At 67.1% G+C, this 21,847-nt stretch carries 22 protein-coding genes; 14 read left to right on the top strand and 8 right to left on the bottom strand.

Going from position 1 to position 21,847, the window contains the following annotated elements; genetic code table 11:
* The first annotated feature begins 173 nt into the window (after window positions 1–173).
* Window positions 174–713 carry a hypothetical protein gene (locus tag EDF39_RS14915; RefSeq protein ID WP_123944328.1) on the top strand — a complete coding sequence of 180 codons (540 nt, stop codon included), beginning with the start codon at window positions 174–176 and terminating at the stop codon, window positions 711–713.
* 87 nt (window positions 714–800) lie between these two features.
* Here EDF39_RS14915 and EDF39_RS14910 read toward each other — a convergent pair whose 3' ends face one another.
* The gene (locus tag EDF39_RS14910) at window positions 801–1,466 is read right to left on the bottom strand and encodes a TetR/AcrR family transcriptional regulator (RefSeq protein ID WP_158613244.1); all 666 of its coding nucleotides are present in this window, start codon (window positions 1,464–1,466) and stop codon (window positions 801–803) included.
* A gap of 101 nt (window positions 1,467–1,567) precedes the next feature.
* Here EDF39_RS14910 and EDF39_RS14905 point away from each other — a divergent pair, with 101 nt between their 5' ends.
* Window positions 1,568–2,746 (top strand): FAD-dependent monooxygenase, encoded by a 1,179-nt coding sequence (locus EDF39_RS14905; protein WP_123944323.1) that lies wholly within the window; start codon window positions 1,568–1,570, stop codon window positions 2,744–2,746.
* A 113-nt stretch (window positions 2,747–2,859) separates the two neighbouring features.
* Here the strand turns inward: EDF39_RS14905 and EDF39_RS14900 are convergent, their stop codons facing one another.
* From EDF39_RS14900 to EDF39_RS14890, 3 genes are read right to left on the bottom strand one after another with little or no spacing between them, the layout of a single operon-like run.
* Window positions 2,860–3,462 carry a DNA-binding response regulator gene (locus tag EDF39_RS14900; protein ID WP_123944321.1) on the bottom strand — a complete coding sequence of 201 codons (603 nt, stop codon included), beginning with the start codon at window positions 3,460–3,462 and terminating at the stop codon, window positions 2,860–2,862.
* A complete protein-coding gene (locus tag EDF39_RS14895; RefSeq protein WP_158613243.1) occupies window positions 3,459–4,622 on the bottom strand; it encodes a sensor histidine kinase in 1,164 nt (387 codons plus the stop codon). The genes EDF39_RS14900 and EDF39_RS14895 overlap by 4 nt, the downstream gene beginning before the upstream one ends.
* 56 nt (window positions 4,623–4,678) lie before the next feature.
* A complete protein-coding gene (locus EDF39_RS14890; RefSeq protein ID WP_123944317.1) occupies window positions 4,679–5,614 on the bottom strand; it encodes an alpha/beta fold hydrolase in 936 nt (311 codons plus the stop codon).
* A 382-nt stretch (window positions 5,615–5,996) separates the two neighbouring features.
* Here EDF39_RS14890 and EDF39_RS14885 point away from each other — a divergent pair, with 382 nt between their 5' ends.
* The 3 genes from EDF39_RS14885 (at window position 5,997) to EDF39_RS14875 (ending at window position 8,664) form a co-directional block, all read left to right on the top strand.
* Window positions 5,997–7,121, top strand: a complete 1,125-nt coding sequence (locus EDF39_RS14885) for a DUF4232 domain-containing protein (protein ID WP_158613242.1) — start codon at window positions 5,997–5,999, stop codon at window positions 7,119–7,121.
* A gap of 173 nt (window positions 7,122–7,294) precedes the next feature.
* A complete protein-coding gene (locus tag EDF39_RS14880) occupies window positions 7,295–7,879 on the top strand; it encodes an RNA polymerase sigma factor (protein WP_123944313.1) in 585 nt (194 codons plus the stop codon).
* Complete coding sequence (locus tag EDF39_RS14875; RefSeq protein ID WP_123944311.1) at window positions 7,879–8,664, top strand: hypothetical protein; 786 nt, start codon at window positions 7,879–7,881, stop codon at window positions 8,662–8,664. The genes EDF39_RS14880 and EDF39_RS14875 overlap by 1 nt, the downstream gene beginning before the upstream one ends.
* Before the next feature lie 25 nt (window positions 8,665–8,689).
* Here EDF39_RS14875 and EDF39_RS14870 read toward each other — a convergent pair whose 3' ends face one another.
* A complete protein-coding gene (locus EDF39_RS14870; RefSeq protein WP_123944309.1) occupies window positions 8,690–9,331 on the bottom strand; it encodes a maleylpyruvate isomerase N-terminal domain-containing protein in 642 nt (213 codons plus the stop codon).
* 115 nt (window positions 9,332–9,446) lie between these two features.
* Between EDF39_RS14870 and EDF39_RS14865 the strand changes: the two genes are divergently transcribed.
* The gene (locus tag EDF39_RS14865; RefSeq protein WP_123944307.1) at window positions 9,447–9,722 is read left to right on the top strand and encodes a hypothetical protein; all 276 of its coding nucleotides are present in this window, start codon (window positions 9,447–9,449) and stop codon (window positions 9,720–9,722) included.
* Window positions 9,719–10,330 carry a hypothetical protein gene (locus EDF39_RS14860; protein ID WP_123944305.1) on the top strand — a complete coding sequence of 204 codons (612 nt, stop codon included), beginning with the start codon at window positions 9,719–9,721 and terminating at the stop codon, window positions 10,328–10,330. Before EDF39_RS14865 ends, EDF39_RS14860 begins: the two co-directional genes overlap by 4 nt.
* 254 nt (window positions 10,331–10,584) lie before the next feature.
* Here the strand turns inward: EDF39_RS14860 and EDF39_RS17645 are convergent, their stop codons facing one another.
* Both EDF39_RS17645 and EDF39_RS14850 read right to left on the bottom strand, forming a co-directional pair.
* Window positions 10,585–11,352: a hypothetical protein gene (locus EDF39_RS17645; RefSeq protein ID WP_199726226.1), complete on the bottom strand. Its 768-nt coding sequence runs from the start codon at window positions 11,350–11,352 to the stop codon at window positions 10,585–10,587.
* Window positions 11,353–11,385: 33 nt separating this feature from the next.
* Window positions 11,386–12,456, bottom strand: a complete 1,071-nt coding sequence (locus EDF39_RS14850) for an NAD(P)/FAD-dependent oxidoreductase (RefSeq protein WP_233573155.1) — start codon at window positions 12,454–12,456, stop codon at window positions 11,386–11,388.
* A 48-nt stretch (window positions 12,457–12,504) separates the two neighbouring features.
* Here EDF39_RS14850 and EDF39_RS14845 point away from each other — a divergent pair, with 48 nt between their 5' ends.
* From EDF39_RS14845 to EDF39_RS14815, 7 genes are all read left to right on the top strand, one after another.
* Window positions 12,505–13,080, top strand: coding sequence for a helix-turn-helix domain-containing protein (locus EDF39_RS14845; RefSeq protein ID WP_123944303.1), 576 nt, complete (start codon window positions 12,505–12,507; stop codon window positions 13,078–13,080).
* A gap of 323 nt (window positions 13,081–13,403) precedes the next feature.
* A complete protein-coding gene (locus EDF39_RS14840; protein WP_233573154.1) occupies window positions 13,404–14,435 on the top strand; it encodes a LacI family DNA-binding transcriptional regulator in 1,032 nt (343 codons plus the stop codon).
* A gap of 105 nt (window positions 14,436–14,540) precedes the next feature.
* The gene (locus EDF39_RS14835; protein WP_370275195.1) at window positions 14,541–15,827 is read left to right on the top strand and encodes an extracellular solute-binding protein; all 1,287 of its coding nucleotides are present in this window, start codon (window positions 14,541–14,543) and stop codon (window positions 15,825–15,827) included.
* Between the two features lie 10 nt (window positions 15,828–15,837).
* Window positions 15,838–16,773, top strand: a complete 936-nt coding sequence (locus EDF39_RS14830) for a carbohydrate ABC transporter permease (RefSeq protein ID WP_370275194.1) — start codon at window positions 15,838–15,840, stop codon at window positions 16,771–16,773.
* Window positions 16,773–17,606, top strand: a complete 834-nt coding sequence (locus EDF39_RS14825) for a carbohydrate ABC transporter permease (protein WP_055959272.1) — start codon at window positions 16,773–16,775, stop codon at window positions 17,604–17,606. The genes EDF39_RS14830 and EDF39_RS14825 overlap by 1 nt, the downstream gene beginning before the upstream one ends.
* Window positions 17,607–17,651: 45 nt before the next feature.
* Window positions 17,652–18,716: a glycosidase gene (locus EDF39_RS14820; RefSeq protein ID WP_123944299.1), complete on the top strand. Its 1,065-nt coding sequence runs from the start codon at window positions 17,652–17,654 to the stop codon at window positions 18,714–18,716.
* Window positions 18,713–20,788, top strand: coding sequence for a hypothetical protein (locus EDF39_RS14815; protein ID WP_199726225.1), 2,076 nt, complete (start codon window positions 18,713–18,715; stop codon window positions 20,786–20,788). Before EDF39_RS14820 ends, EDF39_RS14815 begins: the two co-directional genes overlap by 4 nt.
* 134 nt (window positions 20,789–20,922) lie before the next feature.
* On the opposite strand, the gene EDF39_RS14810 is transcribed toward EDF39_RS14815, so the two are convergent.
* Window positions 20,923–21,714 carry a glucose 1-dehydrogenase gene (locus EDF39_RS14810; protein ID WP_123944297.1) on the bottom strand — a complete coding sequence of 264 codons (792 nt, stop codon included), beginning with the start codon at window positions 21,712–21,714 and terminating at the stop codon, window positions 20,923–20,925.
* Window positions 21,715–21,847 lie beyond the last annotated feature (133 nt).

Genomic DNA, 21,847 nt, shown 5'->3' with positions numbered 1-21,847 from the left:
CCGATGCTTCCCGATCATGTTCCGATACTCGGAGGTTATCGACAAGCGGCCCGCGCCGACCGGGCCGTTCCCCCGAGTGCGTTACCTGTACATTTCGAAGGACTTGGTCGTGAACAGTGAGGAACCAAATGCCTTCGAAGTCGCCAGGTCCTTCCCCATCACTCCGACCGTCGGTGAGAACCGAGACCTCCTCCCCGGCCCCGCGGTCAGCTCTTCGTCGTGGCGCCGGCGCCCTGGGCCTCGTCCTGGCGTTGCCGCTCTTCGCCGTCGTCGTCGGCGTCGCCAATTTGGTCCTCGTTTTCTTCGCAGGCTTGAACGGTGCAACAGCAGTGTGGATAGGCCTCGGAATCACGGGCTCGTACTTCGTCGCGCGCCTCGTGAAGCGCAGAGGAGCGGCTGGTGCACGACCTGCCGCAGTCCTCTTCGCGCTATCAGCGTTTGCGTTCTCGGCAGCAACCGATGCCGATATCGTGCTCGGGGGCTATGGGCTCAGCGACGACGTCCCGACTCCGGGGCGCGCCCTGGCGAATGATGCCCTCGTCGTGGCCTGGGCTCTCGCGACGCTGGCATGGACCGCCGGTGTCGTCGTCACCCGTCGCCGTTACCGCGCTGGCCAGCCGACGCTCTTCTTCGCCACGGTCACAGGTCTGCTGATGGGCGCGCTGCTGATCGCGTCCTGGTTCGTTACTGCCGAATTCAGCAACGTCTTCTGAGAAAACCTGCGCTACGGCCTGCACGCACGAAGCGACGCGGATCGGCCGAAACGACGCGGCGCGCCAGGTCGGAATGGCCGAACCGCGTCAGTCAGCAGTCGTCGCTGCCGCCGCCGCCGCCGCCCGCGCCTTCGTGGCGCGAAAATTCTCGGAGGCATCAGTGAGTGCCACGTCGGCGTCTTCGTGGAGTGCCTGAGCTACCGCGGTGACGTCGGCCTCTTCGAGGATCGCCGCTCCCACCCGGTCGGTGATGGCCTGAAGCACTGTGACAAGTGCGGTGGCGTGGGCGCGTGCGACGAGGGGGTTCGTCTCAGGGTCGGTTTCGCAGATGGCCTCCGCGATCGCTTCGGCCTGCTGGTGACGAAAGTGCAACGCGTACCGGCGCAGCACTGGGCTCTCTACCGACTGGGCGGGAAATTCGCCTCGGGCCAGTTGCGGATCCTCGGTCACGAAATGGTCGATGTCGGCGTGAACCATGTCTCGAAGGGCATCAGCCGGAGTCACTGACTGTGACCGATCGGCAACCGCTCGCCGGGAACGCTCGAGCATGTCGTCGGCGAGGTCGAGCACGAGATCGGGTTTCGTCGGGAAGTGGTTGTAGACGGTCTGTTCCGCAACGCCCGCGGCCTGCGCCACCGATGCCATGGAGACGGCATCATACCCGTGCTCCGCGAAGAGCAAGGCCGCCGCGTCTGCGACGCGCTCCCGCATCTCCCTCTTTTTGCGCTCTCGGCGCCCCGGTTGCTCTGTCACGTGACCATCTTGGCACATTGTTGGGGTTACTACACGTTCGTGCTAGCCTCCGATTCGTGGGGTTACCCCACGATTCCGACAAGGGTGAAAGAAGACACATCATGGACATCACAACGACACCGGCACCAGGGCGGGTTCTGATCTCGGGCGCGAGCTTCGCGGGTCTGACGACGGCTATCTGGATGCAGCGCCTGGGCTACCAGGTCACCATCGTCGAAAGGGCCGCCGGGCTGCGCAAGGGCGGCACCCCGGTCGATCTCCGAAACGACGCGATGGTCATCTTCGACAGGCTCGGGCTCCTGTCGGCGGTTCGCGACAAAGCGCTGCCCGCACGCACGACCGAGTTCGCGCACGCTGATGGGACGCCTATCGCAAAAATGCAACCCGAGCCCACGGCCGACACGATCGTGATCGACGACTACGAGATCCACCGGCACGACGACGTCGAGATTCACCGCGACGACCTCCTCGCCATCCTGTTCGCCGAGTTCCAGAACACAGCTAAGGGGGAGAACGCAGGCGAAATCATCTTCAACGATTCCCTCACCGCGCTGACCGACACCTCCGACGGCGTCCGCGCCGAGTTCCGCAACGGCGTCGCTCGCGACTTCACGATGGTGCTCGGGTGCGACGGTAACCACTCCGGTGTGCGCGGTCTCCGGTTCGGCCCGGAAGCGGACTACAGCCACTTCCTCCACCACTACACGTCCGTCACTGTCGTCGACGGGGCACTCATCGCACCCTGGACGTCGCGGATCCAGAACACACCCGGCAAGACGCTGCTGCTGAACTCCTACGACACCACCACCGATGTGGTCTTCGTCTTCCACTCCGACCACGAGATCCCTTACGACTATCACGATCTCGACGAACAGAAGCAGCTCATCCGCGACCACTTCGCCCACGCCGGTGAGCCGTTCTCCGACCACATCGTGTCCAGGGCCCTGAACGCAGACAACTTCTACTTCGACAAGCTGAGCCAGAATCGGCTGTCGCAGTGGTCATCCGGTCGAATCACTCTCGTCGGCGATGCCGCGTACTGCCCGTCACCTGCCGCCGGCATGGGCGGCTCCGTCGCGATCCTGGGTGCGACCGCGCTCTACGACGCGTTCCTCAGGACCGGTGGCGATATCGCAAGCGCGTTCATCGAGTACGAACGCACCTTCCGACCTGTGGCCGAGAAGATCCAGACCGAGACCGAGGAGTTCAGCTTGCCCCTGATCTTTCCCGACACCGCCGAAGCGATCGAGGCCCGCAACGCTCAGCTCCTCGAGATGTGACCGCGCCCGTTCAAGCGGGGGGTCTCTCGCCGAAGGGCCGCCCGAGAATCCCGAAGAGAAGGATCCCCGTCCGGTCATCGACGCCGACAGCCTTCCCGCGCCGAATCCCCCGGTCAGATCCAGCCGTTGTCGTGGGCCAGTTCTGCCGCGGTGACCCGCGACGACGAATGGAGCTTCGACATCGCCGACGACAGATGGTTGCGTACCGTCCCATGGGCCAGGTGGAGCGCTCGGGCGATCTCCTTCGTGGGAAGGCCCGCCCGGGTGAGGCGGAGCACGTCGGCCTCTCGGTCGGTCAGTGGGCTCTCCGTCTCGGTGAGCGCCGCTCTCGCGAGCTGAACATCGATGTATCTCTCACCGGACGCGACCGATCGGATGATGGTGGCGAGCTGAGACGCCGGGGTCGATTTCGGCACGAAACCGCTGACCTGCGCGGCCAGGGCACGCTTGAGCGTGCCGGGTCGGGCATGTCGAGTGACGATGATGGTCTGACACTCGACCAGCGTTCGGAGTTCTCGAGCGGCGTCGATTCCATCGAGGTGCGGCATCTCCAGGTCGAGTAGAACGACATCGGGGCGGTGGGCCAAGGCCGCATCGACAGCCTCGCGACCGTCACTGACATCGGCAACCACCTCGATGTCGGTCTCGAGTGACAGGAGCGCGACGAGGGCTCCGCGGATGAGCTCTTCATCGTCGGCGATGACAATTCGAATCATGCGCCGTCCTCGGATCCTTCGCTCGTGGGGTCTGTGGGGATTCGGACGACCAGGGTGAAGACATCGCCACGCCGCCGGGTCTCCACCGTTCCGCCCCAGACCGTTACACGCTCGGTGATTCCCACCAGACCCGTGCCTCCCGACCGCAGGGCGCCCGCCCCGTTATTCGACACGGTCAGCTCGTACGGGCCGAGTTCGGACTGGGCCAGGTCGAGGGAGGCCTGCGTCGCGCGGCTGTGACGGAGGATGTTGGTCGTGGCCTCGCGAATGGCGACGGCCATGACCGCTCCGACCTCCGCGGGAAGACCGGGCACCTCGATGCGTGCCTCACAGTCGATGCCGGCCGAGCGGAGAACGGCCGCCGCGTTCCTGGCTTCGACGGCCACCGTCACGGTGCGGTAGTCGTTCACCACGGCCCGCGTGTCGTCGAGCGCGGCTTTGGCAATCGAGTGGATGTCAGCAAGTTCCTGCTCCGCGAGCGCGGGGTGGTCGGAACGAAGACGGCGTTCGGCGAGCTCTGCTTTTAAAGCAATCACCTGCAGGTGGTGACCCTGAATATCGTGCAGATCGGTGGCGAACCGAAGTCTCTCCGTTGCGACGGCGAGGTCGGAAGCGGTCTGCCGGGCCTCCTCGAGGCGCAGGACTACGCGAAGAACCCAGACGCTGCTCAGTGGCAGGACCGTCGTCAAGGCGAGCGTCCCGACGATGACCAGGGTGAATCCGTCACCGGGTGCGGTCGGCCCCTCGACTGAGCGCGATGATGAGGCCGCTGCCGACAGGCCGCCGAGAGCGAGCACAAAGAGGACCGCGCCCAACACGACGGCGCTCCACCAGCGAGCCACGAGGCAGCTGAGCATTCCCCCGGCGAGCGCGAAGAGAAAGCCCCACCCCCATCCGGCGAAGGGAGGTATGACTGCCAACCCCCATGTCACGCCGCTCACGGCGAGCAGGGCGACGACCATCGGGTTTCTCACCGATGCCCCCGTGAGAGGTCGCAGCAGAAACGGAACGACGACGAGAGCCAAAATCACAGACGCGCTCGTGGCGACGAGGAGCACGGTCGTCCGGAGCCCCGGTGTGCCGACGACACCGAGCACGATCTGGAGGTAGGCGCCGATCAGAACGAGCACCCAGAGCGTGGCCGCTGTCGAACCGCGCATTCGCCACAGATCTTGGGCGGGTCGGGGCGGGCTTGCCCTGGCCTCCGTCATCGTGTTCAGCGTACCGGGAGTGCGTCGAGGAATGCCGACGTGTCACTCGCCAGCCGTGCGGATTGCGTGTGGTGAAGGTAGTGGTCGCCGGTGAGGGTGACGACCTCGCCGTGGTCGACGCTCGCTGCCTGGCGCTCGTGCAGGCTGACCCAGCCTGCGTCGTCCTTCACCACGAACAGCAGTACGGGAAGGTCAGCGGGGAAGGTCGTGCCGCTGACGGACGCGAAGTTGACAGGGGTGCGATTCATCTCGTCGAGCAGCGTGGGCGCGGTCGAGTTCTTCGTGGTCAAGAACCGCATCTGGGTTTTCGTGCGCTCGTCGTACGGCATCCCGGCGAAGGGATCACCGGAGATCGCGGTGACGGCGCGCAGGATGCCCAGGTTGCGGAGTTCCACGAGCCCGGCGGTCGGGACGGGGTCGTCCGCGCCGGGCTGGTCGGGCACGCTGCTATCAATTCCGACGAACGCGATGAGCTCACTCGCGTACAACTTGCTGTATTCGAGCGCGTAGATTCCCGCGATCGAATGGCCCATGAGCACGTACCGGTCGACGCCGAGTTCGTGCAGTGCCTCGTGCACCTCCCGGGCGATGTTCTTCGCCGTGCGGGGCACGTCGGTCTGGTCGCTGAGCCCCGTGCCGAACGGCTCGACGGCGACCACAAGGTACTTGTCGTCGAGTTGCGAGATGAGCGGCTGAAAGTCGAGCCCCAGGGCGGCGGTTCCGAGACCCGGGAGCAGGACGATCGTCTCCGCTCCCGTGCCGCTGACGACCACGTTCATCTTCTTGCCATCGACCGACACGAGCTCGCCGTAGGGAGTGATGGCGGCCAGGTCGGATTTCGTCGCCACCGCATTCACAATCGAAGTCGTGGTGAGCAGTAAGACCGGCAGCGCGACGATGACGCCGATCGTCAGCAGGGTGATCTTCAGGGGTTTCCGCATGGTGTTCTCATCTCGGGCAGGGGGCGGCTCGGAAGTCCGCGGGGGTGTTCTCCCATCTCAGCGGAGGCGCGGTGCCCGGAGAAGTGCCGCGATGTCACGAGGCGGCATGACCAATGTCACGGTTCGGGGTATCACGTGTCACGTTGCGGTGCGGTGCGGTGCGAAAGGTGACGCGATTCGGCCGAGGTGACGCGGCGCGCCACGTCGGATTGGCCGAAGCACGTCACTTTGCGGAGGGGCGCCAGTTCACCTGCGAGAATCGTCGGCGATCAGGAAACGGGGGTCTCGAATGATCGCGACAGACGAGAGCACGGGGGCGGACAGACAGTCCCGCGCGTCTCGGCCGGCGGTAACCGCCGCAGCCGCCGCAGGGCTCTGGCTCGTGAGTGGAGCGCTGGCTGTCGCCGTCTCCTGGAGCGGTGTGCTGCCGAGCAGCGTCGGCGCGATCCTTCCGTCCACGAGCCCGTTCTCACCGGGGAGCCACCCCTGGGCCTGGGGTCTCGCCACGACTGTCCTCGCCGCTGCCGTGGTCGCCCTCGTCGTCCGGCTCGTCGTCCCGCTGGCGGACCGAGTCCACGATCGCACCGCGCGCTTCGTGATCGCGTGGTTCGCAGTCATCCTCGCCGGTGGTGTTGCCGGCCTCGCCCTCGACCTCGCGACGATCGTCGAGGCGCTTCCGGCCCCGCGCGTGCGCATGCTGCTCGACGGCCTGGGAACCGACGCGACGGTCGGCGCCTGGTGGGGAGTGGTGCAGGGATGGCTACCGGCGCTGCTCGTGCTGCGGCGTGCCAGGGCTCACACCGCCCGGGCTGCGGGCGTCTCATCAGCCACGCCGGGGTACGCCGCCGAGCCGGTGACGCGATCCCGCGCCCGACGCCGTCGAGCTGTCGTCATCGCGGCCGCCGTGGTCGCGGTCGCCGCTGTCGTCACGACGGGTGCCCTCGGACATCGTGCGGAACGAGTGGCCTCCGCGCACGAGGCGTCCCTCGCCGAGGGTGCCGATCCTGAGCAGGGAGCGCTCCCCGACCCGTATGCGGAGGGCACCCCCGTCCCCACCGTTTCGCCCGGTGGCGACCCCGACCGCGACCCCTCCTGGTGCACGGAGGATCAGGCGATGCTGCTGCTCGGCGACCCCGGCGCCGCGACCGGGCATCGCAGTCGGACCCTGCGTCTCATGAACTTCTCCGACGCCCCCTGCGTGGTCGAGGGCTACCCCGACGTCGCCTTCGCCGATCAGAACGGCAACGCGCTCGCTGCCACGGTGGAGCGGGGCAGCTCCTTCCTCGCCGAGGATCCCGGGAACGCCCACTTCGAGCTCCCGGCCGGCGCGTCCGCCGTAACGACGCTCGGGTGGGATGCGGGCGCAACCTCCGGATCCCTCGTCGCGCGCACTCTCTTCGCGGCGCCGTTCCCTAGCGACAAGCGCGGCTCCTGGCCCGTCACGCTCGACATCGTCGACGACTCGGTCGTGCATGTGACGGCGTGGGCGCTCGAGACGGGCAGCTGAGAACGCGTGCCCACAAGAGCGTGTAACCATTCTGAAACATCCTGTCGGCAACGTCATGGCCGATAGGCCCCTCAGCCGTTTGATCGCGCGCAGGGTGCGCGACGCACAAGATGCCAGGTCGCTCGGAGCCCGTCAGTTTGTAACGCGACTGCGCCGGCCGGACACTCCCTAGTGTGAAGGACGAACAGCACGATAACGACGACGGACCCCTCTGGGCTTTGGCGCAGCGCAATGATGGCGCCGGCTTCGCTGGGCTGTTCGATAGGCACCGACCGCGTGTCTACCGCCGCGCACTGAGCCTGGTCGCCGATCCGCACGACGCCGAAGACGTCACAGCGGCTGCCTTCTATGAGCTGTGGCGCAAGCGGAAGACTGTCACGCTCGTGTCGGAGTCCGTCCTGCCGTGGTTGTTGGTGACGACGGTCAACCTCGCTCGCAACAACCGCCGTGCCGCGGGCCGCTACCGGTCTCTTCTCAGCAAGCTGCCTCGCAGCGACGAACCCGCTCCAGCAATCGACGCGGAAGAGATCGAGATTCGCCAGAGGCTCCACGCCGCTCTTGAAAAACTCTCACCCACGGACGCCGCGCTTCTCGTGCTGACCACTTTCGAAGACATGCCCGTCTGGCAAGCAGCCCAGGCCCTCGGTCTGAAACCACCCGCGGCACGCGTACGACTCCATCGCACCCGCAAGCGACTCCGCGCCGACCTGCACGACCTCAACCCCTCGATTCGCACCGCACCGGAAGGCACGTTCTGATGAACACCGACATGCAGCCCGCCACGTCCGCCGCGATCCGCGCCGAACTCACCGCCATCGGCACCAGAGGCAGCGGGCTCCAGCGCCGGCAACGCCGCGCCCGCGTCACCGCCTCCCTCATCGGCGTCGCGGCCATCGCCATTACGACCAGCGCCGCCGCACTGGTCGCCGCGAACACCCCGGGATCCACCGTCACCGACGACCTGGGCGCAACCACCACCGTCACGCGCACGGGACCGGCTCTCGTCGACATCGGTCAGGCCCCTCCCCTTGCAAATGCCGTCATCGTGGACATCACCTGTCTCAGTACCAGCGGCAACGTCATGTTCGACACCCTGGGCGGAACTCAGTCTGGGGTCAGCTGCGGGATCGCCGATCCCGGAGACCACATGCGAATCTCAGACGCCGAGCTGCCGGCAAATGGCACGACGATCCTCAGCGTTGACGCCTCGCCGCAGGCCAAGTGGCGCGCGGTCTTCCACTACGCCACCTCCACCACCTCCGACTGGGGCGTCAATGCAAATGGCCAGACCTTCGGTGTGGAGAATTACAGGGGCCACCCCGATCTCGTTCGCGCCAGGGCAGATAACGGCCAATGGGGTTACGTCTTCTGGAAGGAGTCCGTGAAAGCTGAGCAGCCTGCGACCGTGAACGTCTATAAAGCTGACGGCCACACCCTCGTCGGCCGACAGAGTGCCAGTACCGCTACGGCCCCGGCTATCCCCTTCTACCAGGGGCTGGCCGACGACATCAACTCGGTCACGACCCCCACCCCCACCCGCTGAACGGCGAAGAATCCGCCCTCATCAGTCAGAGAAGCGAAAAACCAGACGACAAGGATCCCCGTCCGGTCAACGACGCCAGCAGCATCCCCGCGTCATCGTCATCCGCGTCCGCGAGCAGGCCGCTCATCACTCGCAGCGCCACGCGATTCACCGTGAGCGGAGCACCGCGGCCATCCTCGAGGCCGGTGGCTCGGAGAAGGTCGGCGGTGTGGACGGCCAACTCGAAGACCCGTGTCGGAAGGTAGGCGGCGAGAGTCCATTCCCCGACCGGCGTGACGACCCGAGCGTCCGCCGACTGGTGAGCGATGAGAAGCCTCACTCGTGCTGAAACCTCCCGGACAGCACCGGCAGCGTCATCGCCCAGATCCGCCGCAGACTGTCGACCCCGCTCGGCGACTGCTTCCGGATCAGAGCGCGACTCTCGGACAGCCTGGTAGTAGTCGCTCGTCGATGCCGTCGACGTCGATGGGCCCGGCCGAAGGTACTGCTCCACCGTCAGCAGGGCGCGCGATGTGTGGCCGACGAGATCGCGCACGGTCCACTCCCCGAGTGTCGAAACGTGCCACTGATCAGCACGGGTGTCAATGGCATCCACCGTCTGCTCGAACCAGCCGGCGGCAGCATCGAACGCCTGCTGCGTCAGTGCGAATGCGGTCGCGTCGGTCATGGCCCGAGACTACTGATTCATGTCGTTCACGCGGGGCCTGTCCAACCACCTCGTCAGGCAGTAGCGGACCGACGACCCCTTGCGCAGGAGCTCACCCGCAAGATAGCGTGCGGGCGTGCCCAGCCTGATTCAACGACGTATGGCTATCGACCGCCAGCGCCTGTCGAGCCTCTACTTTGTTATAGGCAGCGTGGTCTTCATTGTGCTGTGCGGCCTCAACGTGGTCGACCACAGGCTGAACGGCTTCGTCATCGCCCAAGGCCTGGTGGGTGTCGCCTGGCTGATCGTTGGTCTCGTCACGAGGCGGCGTGCTCGCAAGGCCCTAGCCGCGTTCGAGGCGGCCGAAGGTGTCGGCGCGGGCGTACAGCCCCCACGAAAGGCTGCTCGGTGAGCTCGCCATCTGACGTCACTTCCCAGCCCGACGATGAAGACCGTCGCTGGGCGGAGGCCACTCACCGCGATCAGCATCAGCTCAAGCACGGGCGACGCGTCCGAGGCATTTCCAATCAGCTCGCGCTGCTCCTCCTCGTCATCCTGTGCGGCGGGCTCACGGTCACCGCCCAGATCGGCACGGCGTTCACGCCAGTCGTTGCTCTACAGTTCGTCGCTGTCATTGCCGGTCTGGCCTTCACCACGCACGGGTATCGAAAAGCGAAACAAACCTCTCGACTCCTCCCGCAGATTCCTCAACCTCGAGCCGACCGGCCGCTCGCCCCGCTCCTACCCTCCGAGCGACGCTCGCTCAATCGACAGGTCCACGGAAGTGAAGCCGTCGCCCCTCGAGCGAAAACTCTCTTACGAGCACTGGCGAAAAGTGCGGAGGTCAACAACCGCGCGATCCTCCCCTCCCTGGTCGGATTCTTCCTCTTTCTCCTGTCGCAGACGCTGTTCATCGGATGGCCATGGCCGATTCTCATCGCGGCCTCAGCGCTCGTGGTGCTCGTCATGAGCGCGATTGAAAAGCGGCGTTGGTCAAGGGTGTTGGCAAGCGCGGAATAGCTCTCAGAGCTGGAACGGCCCACTCGCGTCGACTAGACGTCTCGTTTGCGCCTCTTCCTTCCGGGGGAAGGGCCCGTCGTCGAGGCGTTTTGGGCGCGATCAAATTCGACGTGGCGCAAAACGTCGCCAGGGCGGGACTGCCTCCAGCACGACCCGCCCCCGCGACAACGACAAACCCGCGCGAGAGCCCCAAGCCCTGCACGACCCTCCCTCCTGGCAGCGCCAAACCCGCGCAAGAGCGCCCAGCCCGGCACTCACGACACCGGCGTCACCGTCCACGTACCGTTCGTCTGGATCGCCAGCACGCCCGGCAGGTCGACCTCGAACGTCTTCGAGAACGCCCCGCTCTCGCCGAACAGCAACGGCTTGTCAGAGGTCGTGAAGGCTCGACCGGAGAACGACTCGCCCGCCTTGGCCGGCCTGAAATCGACCTTCAGCCTCGAGACGTCGTCCGAGAAGAACAGCACCGCCGGCCCCGTCCCCGATTGTGCTCCGGACACCGTCGGCAGATCGTTCCAGCTCTGCAGCGTCACCGTCCAGCTTCCCTGCGCGTCGACGATGAAGGTTTGCTTGACGGGGTCGTTTTTCAAGACGTCCATCAAGAAGGATCCGCGCAAAGGCGCTGCAGCCCGACCGAACGGCGACATCCGCCCCGCTGCGGTCACCGTCGCTACACCCCTGCAGGCGGAGCAGTTGAGCGCGACCACGACGGCGAATTCGCCCTTGCGCTCGTAGCTCACGTTCATCGGGCCGGTGCCGGAAGCAGTTGCCGTCACGCCGGACGCCACGACACCGGCCTTCACGGTCTTCGCCACGGGCTGGGTGACGGCCGGCGTGGTCGGCGTCGCACTCGGCGTGGGGGTCGGGGTCGGGGTCGGGGTCGGGGTCGGAGGTTCGGCCGAGACAGTGGGTGACGACGACGGAGCCGAGGATCCTTGGCCCCCCGTTGCCGAACACCCGCCCAGCATCAGTGCACCCGCAGCGATTACCCCGACGACCAGTGCCCCACGTTTCTTCCCCATGCGGCCAGCCTGCCACCGACGACGGCTAGCGAGTCACAACCCGTGCCGACGATCTCCGAGGATCTTCTCGCAGTTCGCGGCCTCCCGGGCAGCAGAGAAGGGCTCCTGCCGCTCCGTGACAGCCCGCGCCAGATCGGCCAGGGCGAGATCGCCGTGCACCGCGGCACCCACCATCACGCCCGAGGCCGCCGAGGCCGCGACCATCGACATCGCGTCGCTCGCGTTGCCGGTCGCCCACACCCCGGGCAGCGAGGTCACGCCGCGGGGGTCGGCCGTGATCTGCGCGCCGAACGGGGTCGGGGTCGCTTCGCCGCCGAGGGTCTCAAAGAGCTCGGTGCGGGCCACGAACCGCGGCGCGACGACGACCGCGTCGATCGGAAACGACCGGCCGCCCTCGACCTCGACGGCCTGCACCTGCGTACCGTCGACCACGAGTCGCTCGACCCGAGGCACGACGACCCGGACTCCGAGGGCCGCGAGCTGCTCCCACTGCTCGTCGGTCGGTTCGGGCGCCTCATGGAGGAGGAGGGTGACGTCGTCGCTGAGCTGGCGAAACAGGATGACCTGGTGCAGGGCGTTCTCGGTGCGGCCGAGCACGGCGATGCGCTGGTCGCGCACCTCCCAGCCGTGGCAGAACGGGCAGTGCAGCACGGTGCGCCCCCACGCCTCGGCAACGCCGGGCACGTCGGGAAGATCGTCGACGAGACCGGTCGCGAGGATCACGCGGCGAGCACGCACCGACGACGCTCCCCCGTCGATCTCGACGGTGAAATCGTCGACACCGCCGGATGCGGCCGTGACAAACCCGTCGACGATCGAGACGCCGTACGACTTCGCTTCGGCACGGCCGCGGACGAGCAGTTCGCGGGGCGACACACCCTCCTGACCGAGCACGTTGTGGGCCCCCTCGGCAGGAGCATTTCGCGGCTCGCCGGCGTCGACGACCACCACTCGGCGGCGCGATCGGCCGAGGGCGATGGCCGCGGCGAGGCCGGCAGCGCCACCGCCGATGACGACGACGTCGAAGGGAAGGGCCACGTCGGCCATCTCGAGGTCGGCCGGATCCTGAGCTGTGGCCGTTTTTGTCTTTTGTGTGTCGTTCATAGTCACCACGCTAGGCGACTCATGCCACTCCGACATAGACTCTTGCGTATGACGCAAGACGCGATCGACGAGGTCGTCCGGCAACGCATTCGCAGCCTGCGGGTGGCCCGGGGCTGGACCCTCGACACGCTCGCAGCTCGGTGCTACCTCTCGGCCTCGACCCTCAGTCGCATCGAGACCGGTCACCGGCGCATCGCGCTCGACCAGCTCGTGCCGATCGCGCAGGCGCTCGGCACCACGCTCGACCAGCTCGTCGAACCCGAAGGCGATGAAGACGTCGTCATCCGCCCCGAGCCCGAGATGCGACCGGGCTCCACCGTGTGGCTGCTCTCGCGCGAGCGCGACCGGCGCGGCGTGACGATCGCCAAGATGCGCATCACGGCCGAACGCGACGAGGGTGGCCCCGGCGTGCACCCCGGCTACGAGTGGTTCGCCGTGCTCAGCGGCACCGTGCGGCTGACACTCGGCGAGCGGACGATCCTCGTGCGCGAGGGGCAGGCGGCCGAGTTCTCGACGATGACCCCGCACTCGATTCACGCGCATGAGGGGCCGGTCGAGATCCTGACAATCTTCGACCACGACGGCGAGCGCGCCCACCTGCCGGGGCACCAGCACCCGCGCTGAGCCGGGCTGGATTCCGGCCCATCACGCGAGTGCCGCCGAATGCCGCCGGCGGCCGGCCACCCACGACATGTGGCGGCACTCGGCGAGAGTGCGCATATGGGCCCCCGGATCCTCGCCAGGCCACCGCCGCATCCCCACCGTCGAGTGCCGCCAAATGCAGTCGGTAAGCGGCAGCCGCGAGCATTCGACGGCACTCGGCACCGCCCACCCGCGCTACCCACCCGCGCCCCACCGTCGAGTGCCGCCCAATGCAGCCGGTCAGCGGCCGGTGCAAGCATTCGGCGGCACTCGCCTGCAACAACATGCCCGCTAGGGTCGACCCCGTGAACAACCGAGTGACCATCGTCGACGTCGCGGCCCGAGCCGGCGTGGCTATCAGCTCGGTCTCGAGCGCACTCAACGACCGGCCCGGCGTCTCGGAGGCCACCCGCAAGCGCATCGTCGAGGCGGCCCACGAGCTCGGTTTCGTGCCGTCGCTCCGGGGCCGCAGCCTGTCGTCGAAGCGTGCGTTCTCGGTCGGTCTGGTCGTGCACCGCGATCCGTCCGTACTCGAGTCCGACCCGTTCTTCGGCAGTTTCATCGGCGGCATCGAGACGGTCCTCGACGCGCAGAACTATGCGCTCATCCTGCAGATGGGCTCCGAGAAGATCGAGACCCTCGAGCGGTACCGCAGCCTGGCCGCGAATCGCCGGGTCGACGGCGTCTTCCTGTCGGAATTGGGAGTCGAGGATCCGCGGATTCCCCTGGTCAAAGAACTCGGCCTGCCCGCTGTCGGCGTCAATGCCGAACCCGATTTTCCCCTGCCCGCGGTCCGTCAGAGCCACGTCGAGGGCATCCGCGAGCTCGTCGACCATCTGGTCTCGCATGGCCACCGCCGGCTCGCCCTCGTGACCGGGCCGACCGAGTTCATCCACGCCGGTCAGCGCCTGAGGGCCTGGAGCGAGGCCGTGGCGGCGCACGGCCTTGCACCCGGTCAAGTCGTCGAGGGTGATTTCACGTATGAGGGCGGTGTGGCCGCGGCATCGCGTCTCCTCACCGACTGCGCTCCGGACGAGAGGCCGACGGCCGTGATGTGCTCGAACGACCTCTCGGCCATCGGGTTCTTGGCCCGGGCCGACGAGCTCGGAGTCCGCGCACCCGACGACATCTCGGTCGCCGGTTTCGACGGCATCGCGCTGGGCTCGTACATCCGCCCGTCGCTCAGCACGATCGCCACGACACCGCGTCTGCTCGGCGTCGAGGCGGCCAGGATGCTGCTCGCCGCCATCGCCGGTGAGCGCGTCGACGATGTCGACATCGCGCCCGCCCAGCTCCTCCCCCGCGGCTCCACCGGTCCGGCCCCCGCTCACAGCTGACCGGCCCTCCCGATCGAAGCTGTGCTACCGTCACCTCTACCGAAACGTTTCGGCTTTCGGTCGGCGAGCGAAGACGCCCGCCTGGTCACCACTGGAGGAGACATCGTGCAACGACGCACAAAGTTCATCGGCGCGGCCGTAGTCGCAGCAGCAATGATCGGCCTGACCGCGTGCAGCGGCGGCGGAAGCAGCAGCGGATCGCTCACCGCCAAGGGCCCCATCAAGATCTGGTACTCGAACAACGAGCAGGAGGTCGCCTGGGGCAAGGCGACCGTGGCCGCCTGGAACAAAGACCACCCCGACGAGAAGGTCACCGGCCAGGAGATCCCCGCCGGCAAGACCTCCGAAGAGGTCATCGGCGCCTCCATCACCGCTGGCAACTCGCCCTGCCTGGTCTACAACACCGCCCCCTCGGCCGTCGGCCAGTGGGTGAAGCAGGGCGGCATGGTCGACCTGTCGAAGTTCTCGGACGGCGCGAAGTACATCGAAGCGCGCTCAGGATCCCAGGCGGACCAGTACAAAGACGCCGACGGCGAGTACTACCAGTTCCCCTGGAAGTCGAACCCCGTGATGATCTTCTACAACAAAGACCTGTTCAAGAAGGCCGGCCTCGACGCCGACAACCCGAAGCTCTCGACCTACTCCGACTTCACGGCGACGGCGAAGACGCTCGTCGACAAGGGCGTCGCCCCGAACGCGATCCTGCCGGCACCGACGAGTGAGTTCTTCCAGATGTCGTTCGACTTCTACCCGCTCTACGCGGCGGAGTCGGGCGGTACGCAGCTCGTGAAGGACGGCAAGTCGACCTTCAACGACCAGGCCGGCTACGACGCCGCGAACTTCTGGCGCACCCTCTACGCCGACAAGCTCGCCGGTCAGGAGAAGTACCAGGGCGACGCCTTCGCCGATGGCAAGGCCGCCATGGCGATCGTCGGGCCCTGGGCCGTCTCGGTCTACAAAGACGTCAACTGGGGTTCCGTGCCCGTGCCGACGAAGAACGGCACCGCCGCCGACAAGACCTACACGTTCAGCGACGCGAAGAACGTCGGCATGTTCACCGCCTGCCAGAACCAGGGCACGGCGTGGGACTTCCTGAAGTTCTCGACGAGCACCGCCAACGACCAGAAGTTCCTCGAGACCACCGGCCAGATGCCGATGCGCACCGACCTGGCCACCACCTACGCCGACTACTTCTCGAAGAACCCGTCGTACAAGCTCTTCGGCGACCAGGCCAGCCGCACCGTCGAGGTGCCGTCCGGCCCCAACACCGTTGCCGAGATGCAGGCCTTCCGCGACGCGTGGAGCGACTCGGTCATCTTCGGCAAGGGCGACGTCAAGACCTCGCTCGACGACGCCGCGACGAAGATCGATCAGCTCGCCGCCGAGAAGTGACGGTGACCCGGTGACCACCACCACCGGCGCCACTGAGACAGCGCCCCCGACGCCGGCTAAGCGTCGGGGGCCAAGGGTCCTGGGCAAGCACCCGCTCGGCCTCCTCTTCAGCGCGCCGTACCTCGTGTTCGTGCTCGTCGTGTTCGCCTACCCCCTGGTGTACGCGGTCTACATCGCGTTCCACGACTACTTCTTCACGGCACCGGGAGCGGTCGTCGACCGCCCTTTCGTGGGGTTGGCGAACTTCGTCGACGCCTTCACCGATCCCGATGTGATCCGGTCGTTCGGCAACGTCGGCATCTTCTTGATCATCAACGTGCCGCTCACGGTCGTGCTCAGCATCGTGCTGGCGTCGGGGCTCAACAAGGTCACCCACCTCAAGGCGTTCTACCGCGTGGCCTACTACATCCCCTACCTGACGGCGAGTGTCGCGGTCGTCGCGGTCTGGCTGTTCCTGTTCAACGGCTCGGGCCTCGTCAATCAGATCCTCGGCCCGTTGGCGCCCAGTCCGTCGTGGCTGATCAACTCGCACTGGGCCATGCCGTCGATCGCACTGTTCGTCACCTGGAAGCAGATGGGCTTCTACATCCTGCTGTACCTGGCAGCCCTGCAGAACGTGCCGAACGAGCTGTACGAGGCGGCTTCGACCGACGGAGCGGGAGCGATCCGCAAGTTCTTCTCCGTCACCGTTCCCGGGGTGCGCCCGGCAACCGTCCTGGTGCTGCTGGTCTCGACGGTCACCGGCGCGAATCTCTTCACCGAGCCGTACCTCCTGACCAACGGCGGCGGGCCGAACGGCGCGTCGACGTCGCCCGTGCTGCTGATGTACCAGAAGGGCATCGAGCAGGGTCACCCCGACGAGGCGAGTGCCATCGGCGTCGTGCTGGTCGTGCTGGTGCTCGTGATCGCCCTGCTCCAGAACCGATTCGCGGGAGGAAAAGACTGATGTCGAAGTTTCAAGCCACCCTGCGGAGCGCAGTGCTCGCCCTCGGCGCCCTCGTCTTCCTGTTCCCCTTCTACTACATGATCATCGGGTCGCTGCAGACGAAGCAGGATGCCAGTCTCGGCGGCGCCTTCCCGCATCCGAGCAACATCACCGGGGCGAACTACTCCGCGATCAACGATCGAATCAACCTCTTCTCAGGGCTGCTCAACTCGGGCATCTTCACGGCCGGGGTGCTGGTCTGCACGCTGATCTTCGGTGTGCTCGTCGGCTACTCGCTCGCCGTGCTGCAGTGGCGGGGCCGAGGCGTCACCTTCGCTCTCGCCCTGCTCGTGCAGGTCGTCCCGTTCCAGTTGCTGATCATCCCGCTCTACGTGCTCATCACCCGCACGTATGGGCTGGGCGACAACTACCTGGGCATGATTCTGCCGTTCGCGATCAACTCGACGGCCGTGATCATCTTCCGCCAGTACTTCCTGCAGCTTCCCAAAGAGCTGTTCGAGGCGGCGCGGATCGACGGGGCGAACGAGTTCGTGCTCCTCTGGCGAATCGCGCTCCCCCTGGTGCGCCCGGCTCTCGTGACAGCGGCACTGCTGACCTTCATCGGCCCGTGGAACGAGTTCCTCTGGCCCTTCCTCATCACGAAGCAGGCCAGCATGCAGCCCCTTGCCGTCTCGCTCGCCAACTACATCTCGAACGTGGCCGCCACCGCGTCCAACCCGTTCGGCGCGACGCTCGCCGGCGCCGTGGTGCTCGCCGCACCCGTCGTCGTGCTGTTCATCGTGTTCCAGCGCTACTTCATCTCGACCGACGTGGGGTCGAGCGTCAAGGGCTGACAGGCCCGCTTCCGACGCTCGAATCCCACCCACCTGGAGAACCCCATGACCGATGTATTTCCCTACCGTCTCTCCCGCCAGGGCGTCGTGATGACGCCCGAGCCCGGCAACGCCCTCGAGGTCGAGGGCGTCCTGAACCCCGGCTCGGGCCGCACGCCCGACGGCGCCCTCCACCTCCTCCCGCGCATGGTCGCCGAGGGCAACGTCTCGCGCGTCGGCCTGGCCAAGGTCGTCATCGAAGACGGCGTGCCCGTCGCCGTCGAGCGCGAGGGCATCGTGCTCGAGCCCGATCGCGGGTGGGAGCGCGGTGCCACTCACGCGGGCGTCGAGGACCCCCGAGTGACGAGGATCCCGGAACTCGACCTCGACGTGATGACCTACGTCGCCTACGGCCCCCTCGGACCTCGCACCGCCGTCGCCGTGTCGAGCGACCTCCGCGAGTGGCGCCGACTCGGCCCGGTCACCTTCGACTACGACGACACCCTCGACATGGACCTCGGTCTGTTCCACAACAAAGACACCGTGTTCTTCCCCGAGCCGGTCACCGCCCCCGATGGCGTGCGCTCGTTCGCCGTGCTGCACCGGCCGATGTGGGACATCGGCGAGACCGCCCCGGGCGAGGGCATTCGCGTGCCCCGCGGCACCACCGACACCCGCCAGAGCATCTGGATCAGCTACGTCTCGGTCGAAGACGTGGCCCGCGACATCACGAACCTCACCCGCTGGGGTCAGCACCGATTCCTCGCCGGCCCCGAGTTTCCGTTCGAGGAGCTCAAGATCGGCGGCGGCCCCGCACCCCTCCGGGTGCCCGAGGGCTGGCTGCTCCTGCACCACGGCGTCACCGGCACGATCGACAGTGCCTTCGCGCAGCAGAAGAACGTGAACTACGCGGCAGGCGGAATGATTCTCGACGCCGCGGATCCTTCGGTCGTCCTCTCGCGCAGCACCGAGCCGCTCCTCGCTCCCGCCACCGCCGACGAGACCGGCGGCATCGTGCCGAACGTCGTGTTCCCCACCGCGATCGAAGAGATCGACGGCAGGCACTTCGTCTTCTACGGAATGGGCGATTCCAAAATCGGCGTCGCACTCCTCGAGCGGGTCGCCTCGTGACCGCGTCGCGCACGACCTTCAGGATCCGGGCCCTCGCAGCGATCGGCACGGTCGCCCTTGCCGCCGGGGCCGGGCTCACCTCCGCCTCCCCCGCGATCGCGAGCGCCCCGGATCCTCGTCCTGCCGCGAGCACTCCGACGGCGCGCCTCACCAATCTCGCGCACCTCGACTACCTGCTCGATGAGACGACGCCCCCGGCGACGGCGGGCCACACCACCTACGCCCTCGACTCGCAGCCGACGCTCACCATGCCGTGGGTGTACGCCGATGCACGGCCCGGCAACACGTTCGAACGGGTCGGCGGCGGGCCGCTCGACCCGGCGACCGGGCACTGGGGTCAGGGGTCGTACGACTCCGACGACGTGTCGCGTGCAGCCGTCGTCTACCTGCGCGACTGGAAGCAGACCGGCTCGACGTCGAGCCGAGAGAAGGCATACGAGCTGCTGAGGTCGACGGCGTACTTCCAGACGACCTCGGGGCCGGACGCCGGCAACGTAGTGCTGTGGATGCAGCCCGACGGCACGCTCAACCCGAGCCCGGTGCCCGTCGAGCTCCCGAACCCCTCCGACAGCGGCAACAGCTACTGGCTGGCACGCACCCTCTGGGCGTACGGCGAGGGGTACGCGGCATTCAAGTCGACCGACCCAGCGTTCGCCTCGTTCTTGCAGGACCGCCTGCAGCTCGGAGTGAGGGCGCTCGAACGCTCGACACTGGCCTCGTACGGCAAGTACGGAGTGGCCGACGGCGCTCGCGTGCCGAGCTGGCTCATTGTCGGAAGCGCCGGTGCCTCGGCCGAGGCTGTGCTGGGTCTCGCCGCCTACTCGAAGGCAGCACCCCACGATCGCCCGGCCCGCTTGGCACTCTCAGAGCTCTCCGAAGGGATCGCCGCGATGGGATCCTCCCGTTCCGCCGCGGTTGCCGTGCAGAAGTGGCCGTACGGGGCGATCCTGCCCGAGACTAAGTCGCGGTCGCAGTTCCACTCGTGGGCGTCACAGATGCCGGCCGCTCTCGCCGAGGCCTCGGTCGTGCTGAAGGAGCCGTCGCTGCTCCAGCCCGCCGTCACCGACTCGGTGGCGTTCTCGTCGACCCTGCTGACCTCGACCGGTCCGATCAACGGCTTCTCGCCCGCACCGACCGACACGACGCAGATCGCCTACGGGGCCGACTCACGGCTCCAGTCGCTCCTCGCCACCGCGGATGCCGCGCACAGCCCCGGCATCGAGCAGCTCGCCGGCCTCATGGCGAGCTGGTACTTCGGCAACAACACCTCGGGCAAGCCGACCTACGACCCCGCCACCGGCGTCACGTTCGATGGCGTGCAGCCGACCGGCTCGGTCAACACCGGATCGGGAGCCGAGTCGACTATCCACGGCCTCCTGTCGATGATCGCGCTCGATGCGCACCCCCGAGTGTCGGCCTTGGCGCAGTCGGCTTCGACCATCGTCTCGCGTGACGGACTCAGTGTCGTCGAGGCGGAGAAGGCGACCGCCACCACCGGAACCGTTGTCACCCCGACCTCGGCCTCCAACGGCGAGTCGCAGCTCAGCGGCGGCTCCGAGCTCGCGCTCGATCGGGGTGAGACGGCGACATTCGCCGTGCCCGCCGCGGCCTCGGGTGGTGCACGTCACATCGATCCGGTCATCGCGGCGCCGACGGGGTCTGCCCCGGTGGCGCTGTGGACGGGCTCGACGCAGCGAACGCCACTCGGCGTGACCCGTGCCATGGTCGGTGCGCAGGGAGTCACCCCCGTGCCGGGTGCTCTGCTGCCCGCGTCGCTGCTGCTGCCGCTGCGCGGATCAGCGACCTCGGTGTCGGTGCGTGCCCTCAGCGGGACGACGACCGTCGACGCCTTGCTCGTGCGACCGCTGGTCTCACGCGTCGTGCTCTCGGGCGCCGGTGATGCCCGGTCGGAGCTCGTCCAGTCGACGTCGCTGCTCCCCCAGCGCGCGACGATCGGCAGCCGAGGATCCACGGTGCGCACCTACGACGACAAGGGTCGCCTCAAGCAGACTCTCACGGGCGAGCGCAGCATCCTCCTCCCGGCCGGAGGCTTCGCCGTCGCCACCCGCTGATCGCCCCGGCGGCTCAGCGACACCTATTCCCCTACCCCCGACCCCGAGTGCCGCCAAATGCCGTTGCGCAGAGCCTGGCTCATGCATTTAGCGGCACTCGGCGGCTCTTCGTTGTGGGGGCCGGACCGGGGCTGTCAGTACTTGATCGACTGGCCGCCGTCGATCGGCAGCACCGTCGCGTTCACGTACGACGCGTCGTCCGACAGCAGGAACGCGACGACGGACGCGATCTCGTCCGCCTCGCCGTAGCGCTTCGTCGGGTTGATCTGAATGAACTCCTCGGCAGCTTTGCGGGGGTCGTCGGCGTTGAGCTGCTTCATCGAGTTCTCGACCATCGGGGTCCAGATGGCGCCGGGCGCGATCGCATTGATGCGGATGCCGAACTGGCCGTACTCGATGGCGGAGTTGCGGGTGAGGCCGACGACACCGTGCTTGGCGGCGGCGTAGCCCGATTGGTTGCCGATGCCGGTGATGCCCCCGACGCTGGCTGTGTTGACGACCATGCCGGATCCTTGTTCGCGCATGATCTTCAGCACCTTCTCGAGACCGAGGAACACGCCGCGGAGGTTGATCGCGACGACCTTGTCGAACTCGTCGGCGCTGAAATTCTCGGTGAGGTTTTGACGACCCTCAATGCCGGCGTTGTTGAAGAAGCCGTCGATGCGGCCGAAGCGCTCGAGTGTCGCTTCAACATAGGCGTCGACGTCGGCCTCCTCCGAGACGTCGGCGAGGGTGGTGAGAATCTCGGCCTCGGGCGTCGCCTCGAGGACGGCGGCCTTCGACTCATCGAGGCCCTTCTGCGAGATATCGACGAGGGCGAGCTTGGCCCCCTCGGCGGCGAGACGGAGGGCGGTGGCACGACCGAGGCCGGATCCGCCTCCGGTGATGAGGACGACGCGGTCGGTGAATCGGGTACTGCTGGGCATGGCTGTGTTTCTCCTGCTTCGACGATGAAGGGCTCGGAGCGGTGTGGTGCGGCGAGTCCGGCTCCCTTGTGGGGAGCCGCCTTTACGCTACACCTGTTGCCTTAATGCGGGATCGAGCCGCGTGGGCCGCAGG

This window comes from Frondihabitans sp. PhB161 (assembly GCF_003814635.1).
Classification (GTDB): Bacteria; Actinomycetota; Actinomycetes; order Actinomycetales; family Microbacteriaceae; genus Frondihabitans.
This window is presented reverse-complemented; position numbering and strand designations above follow the sequence as displayed.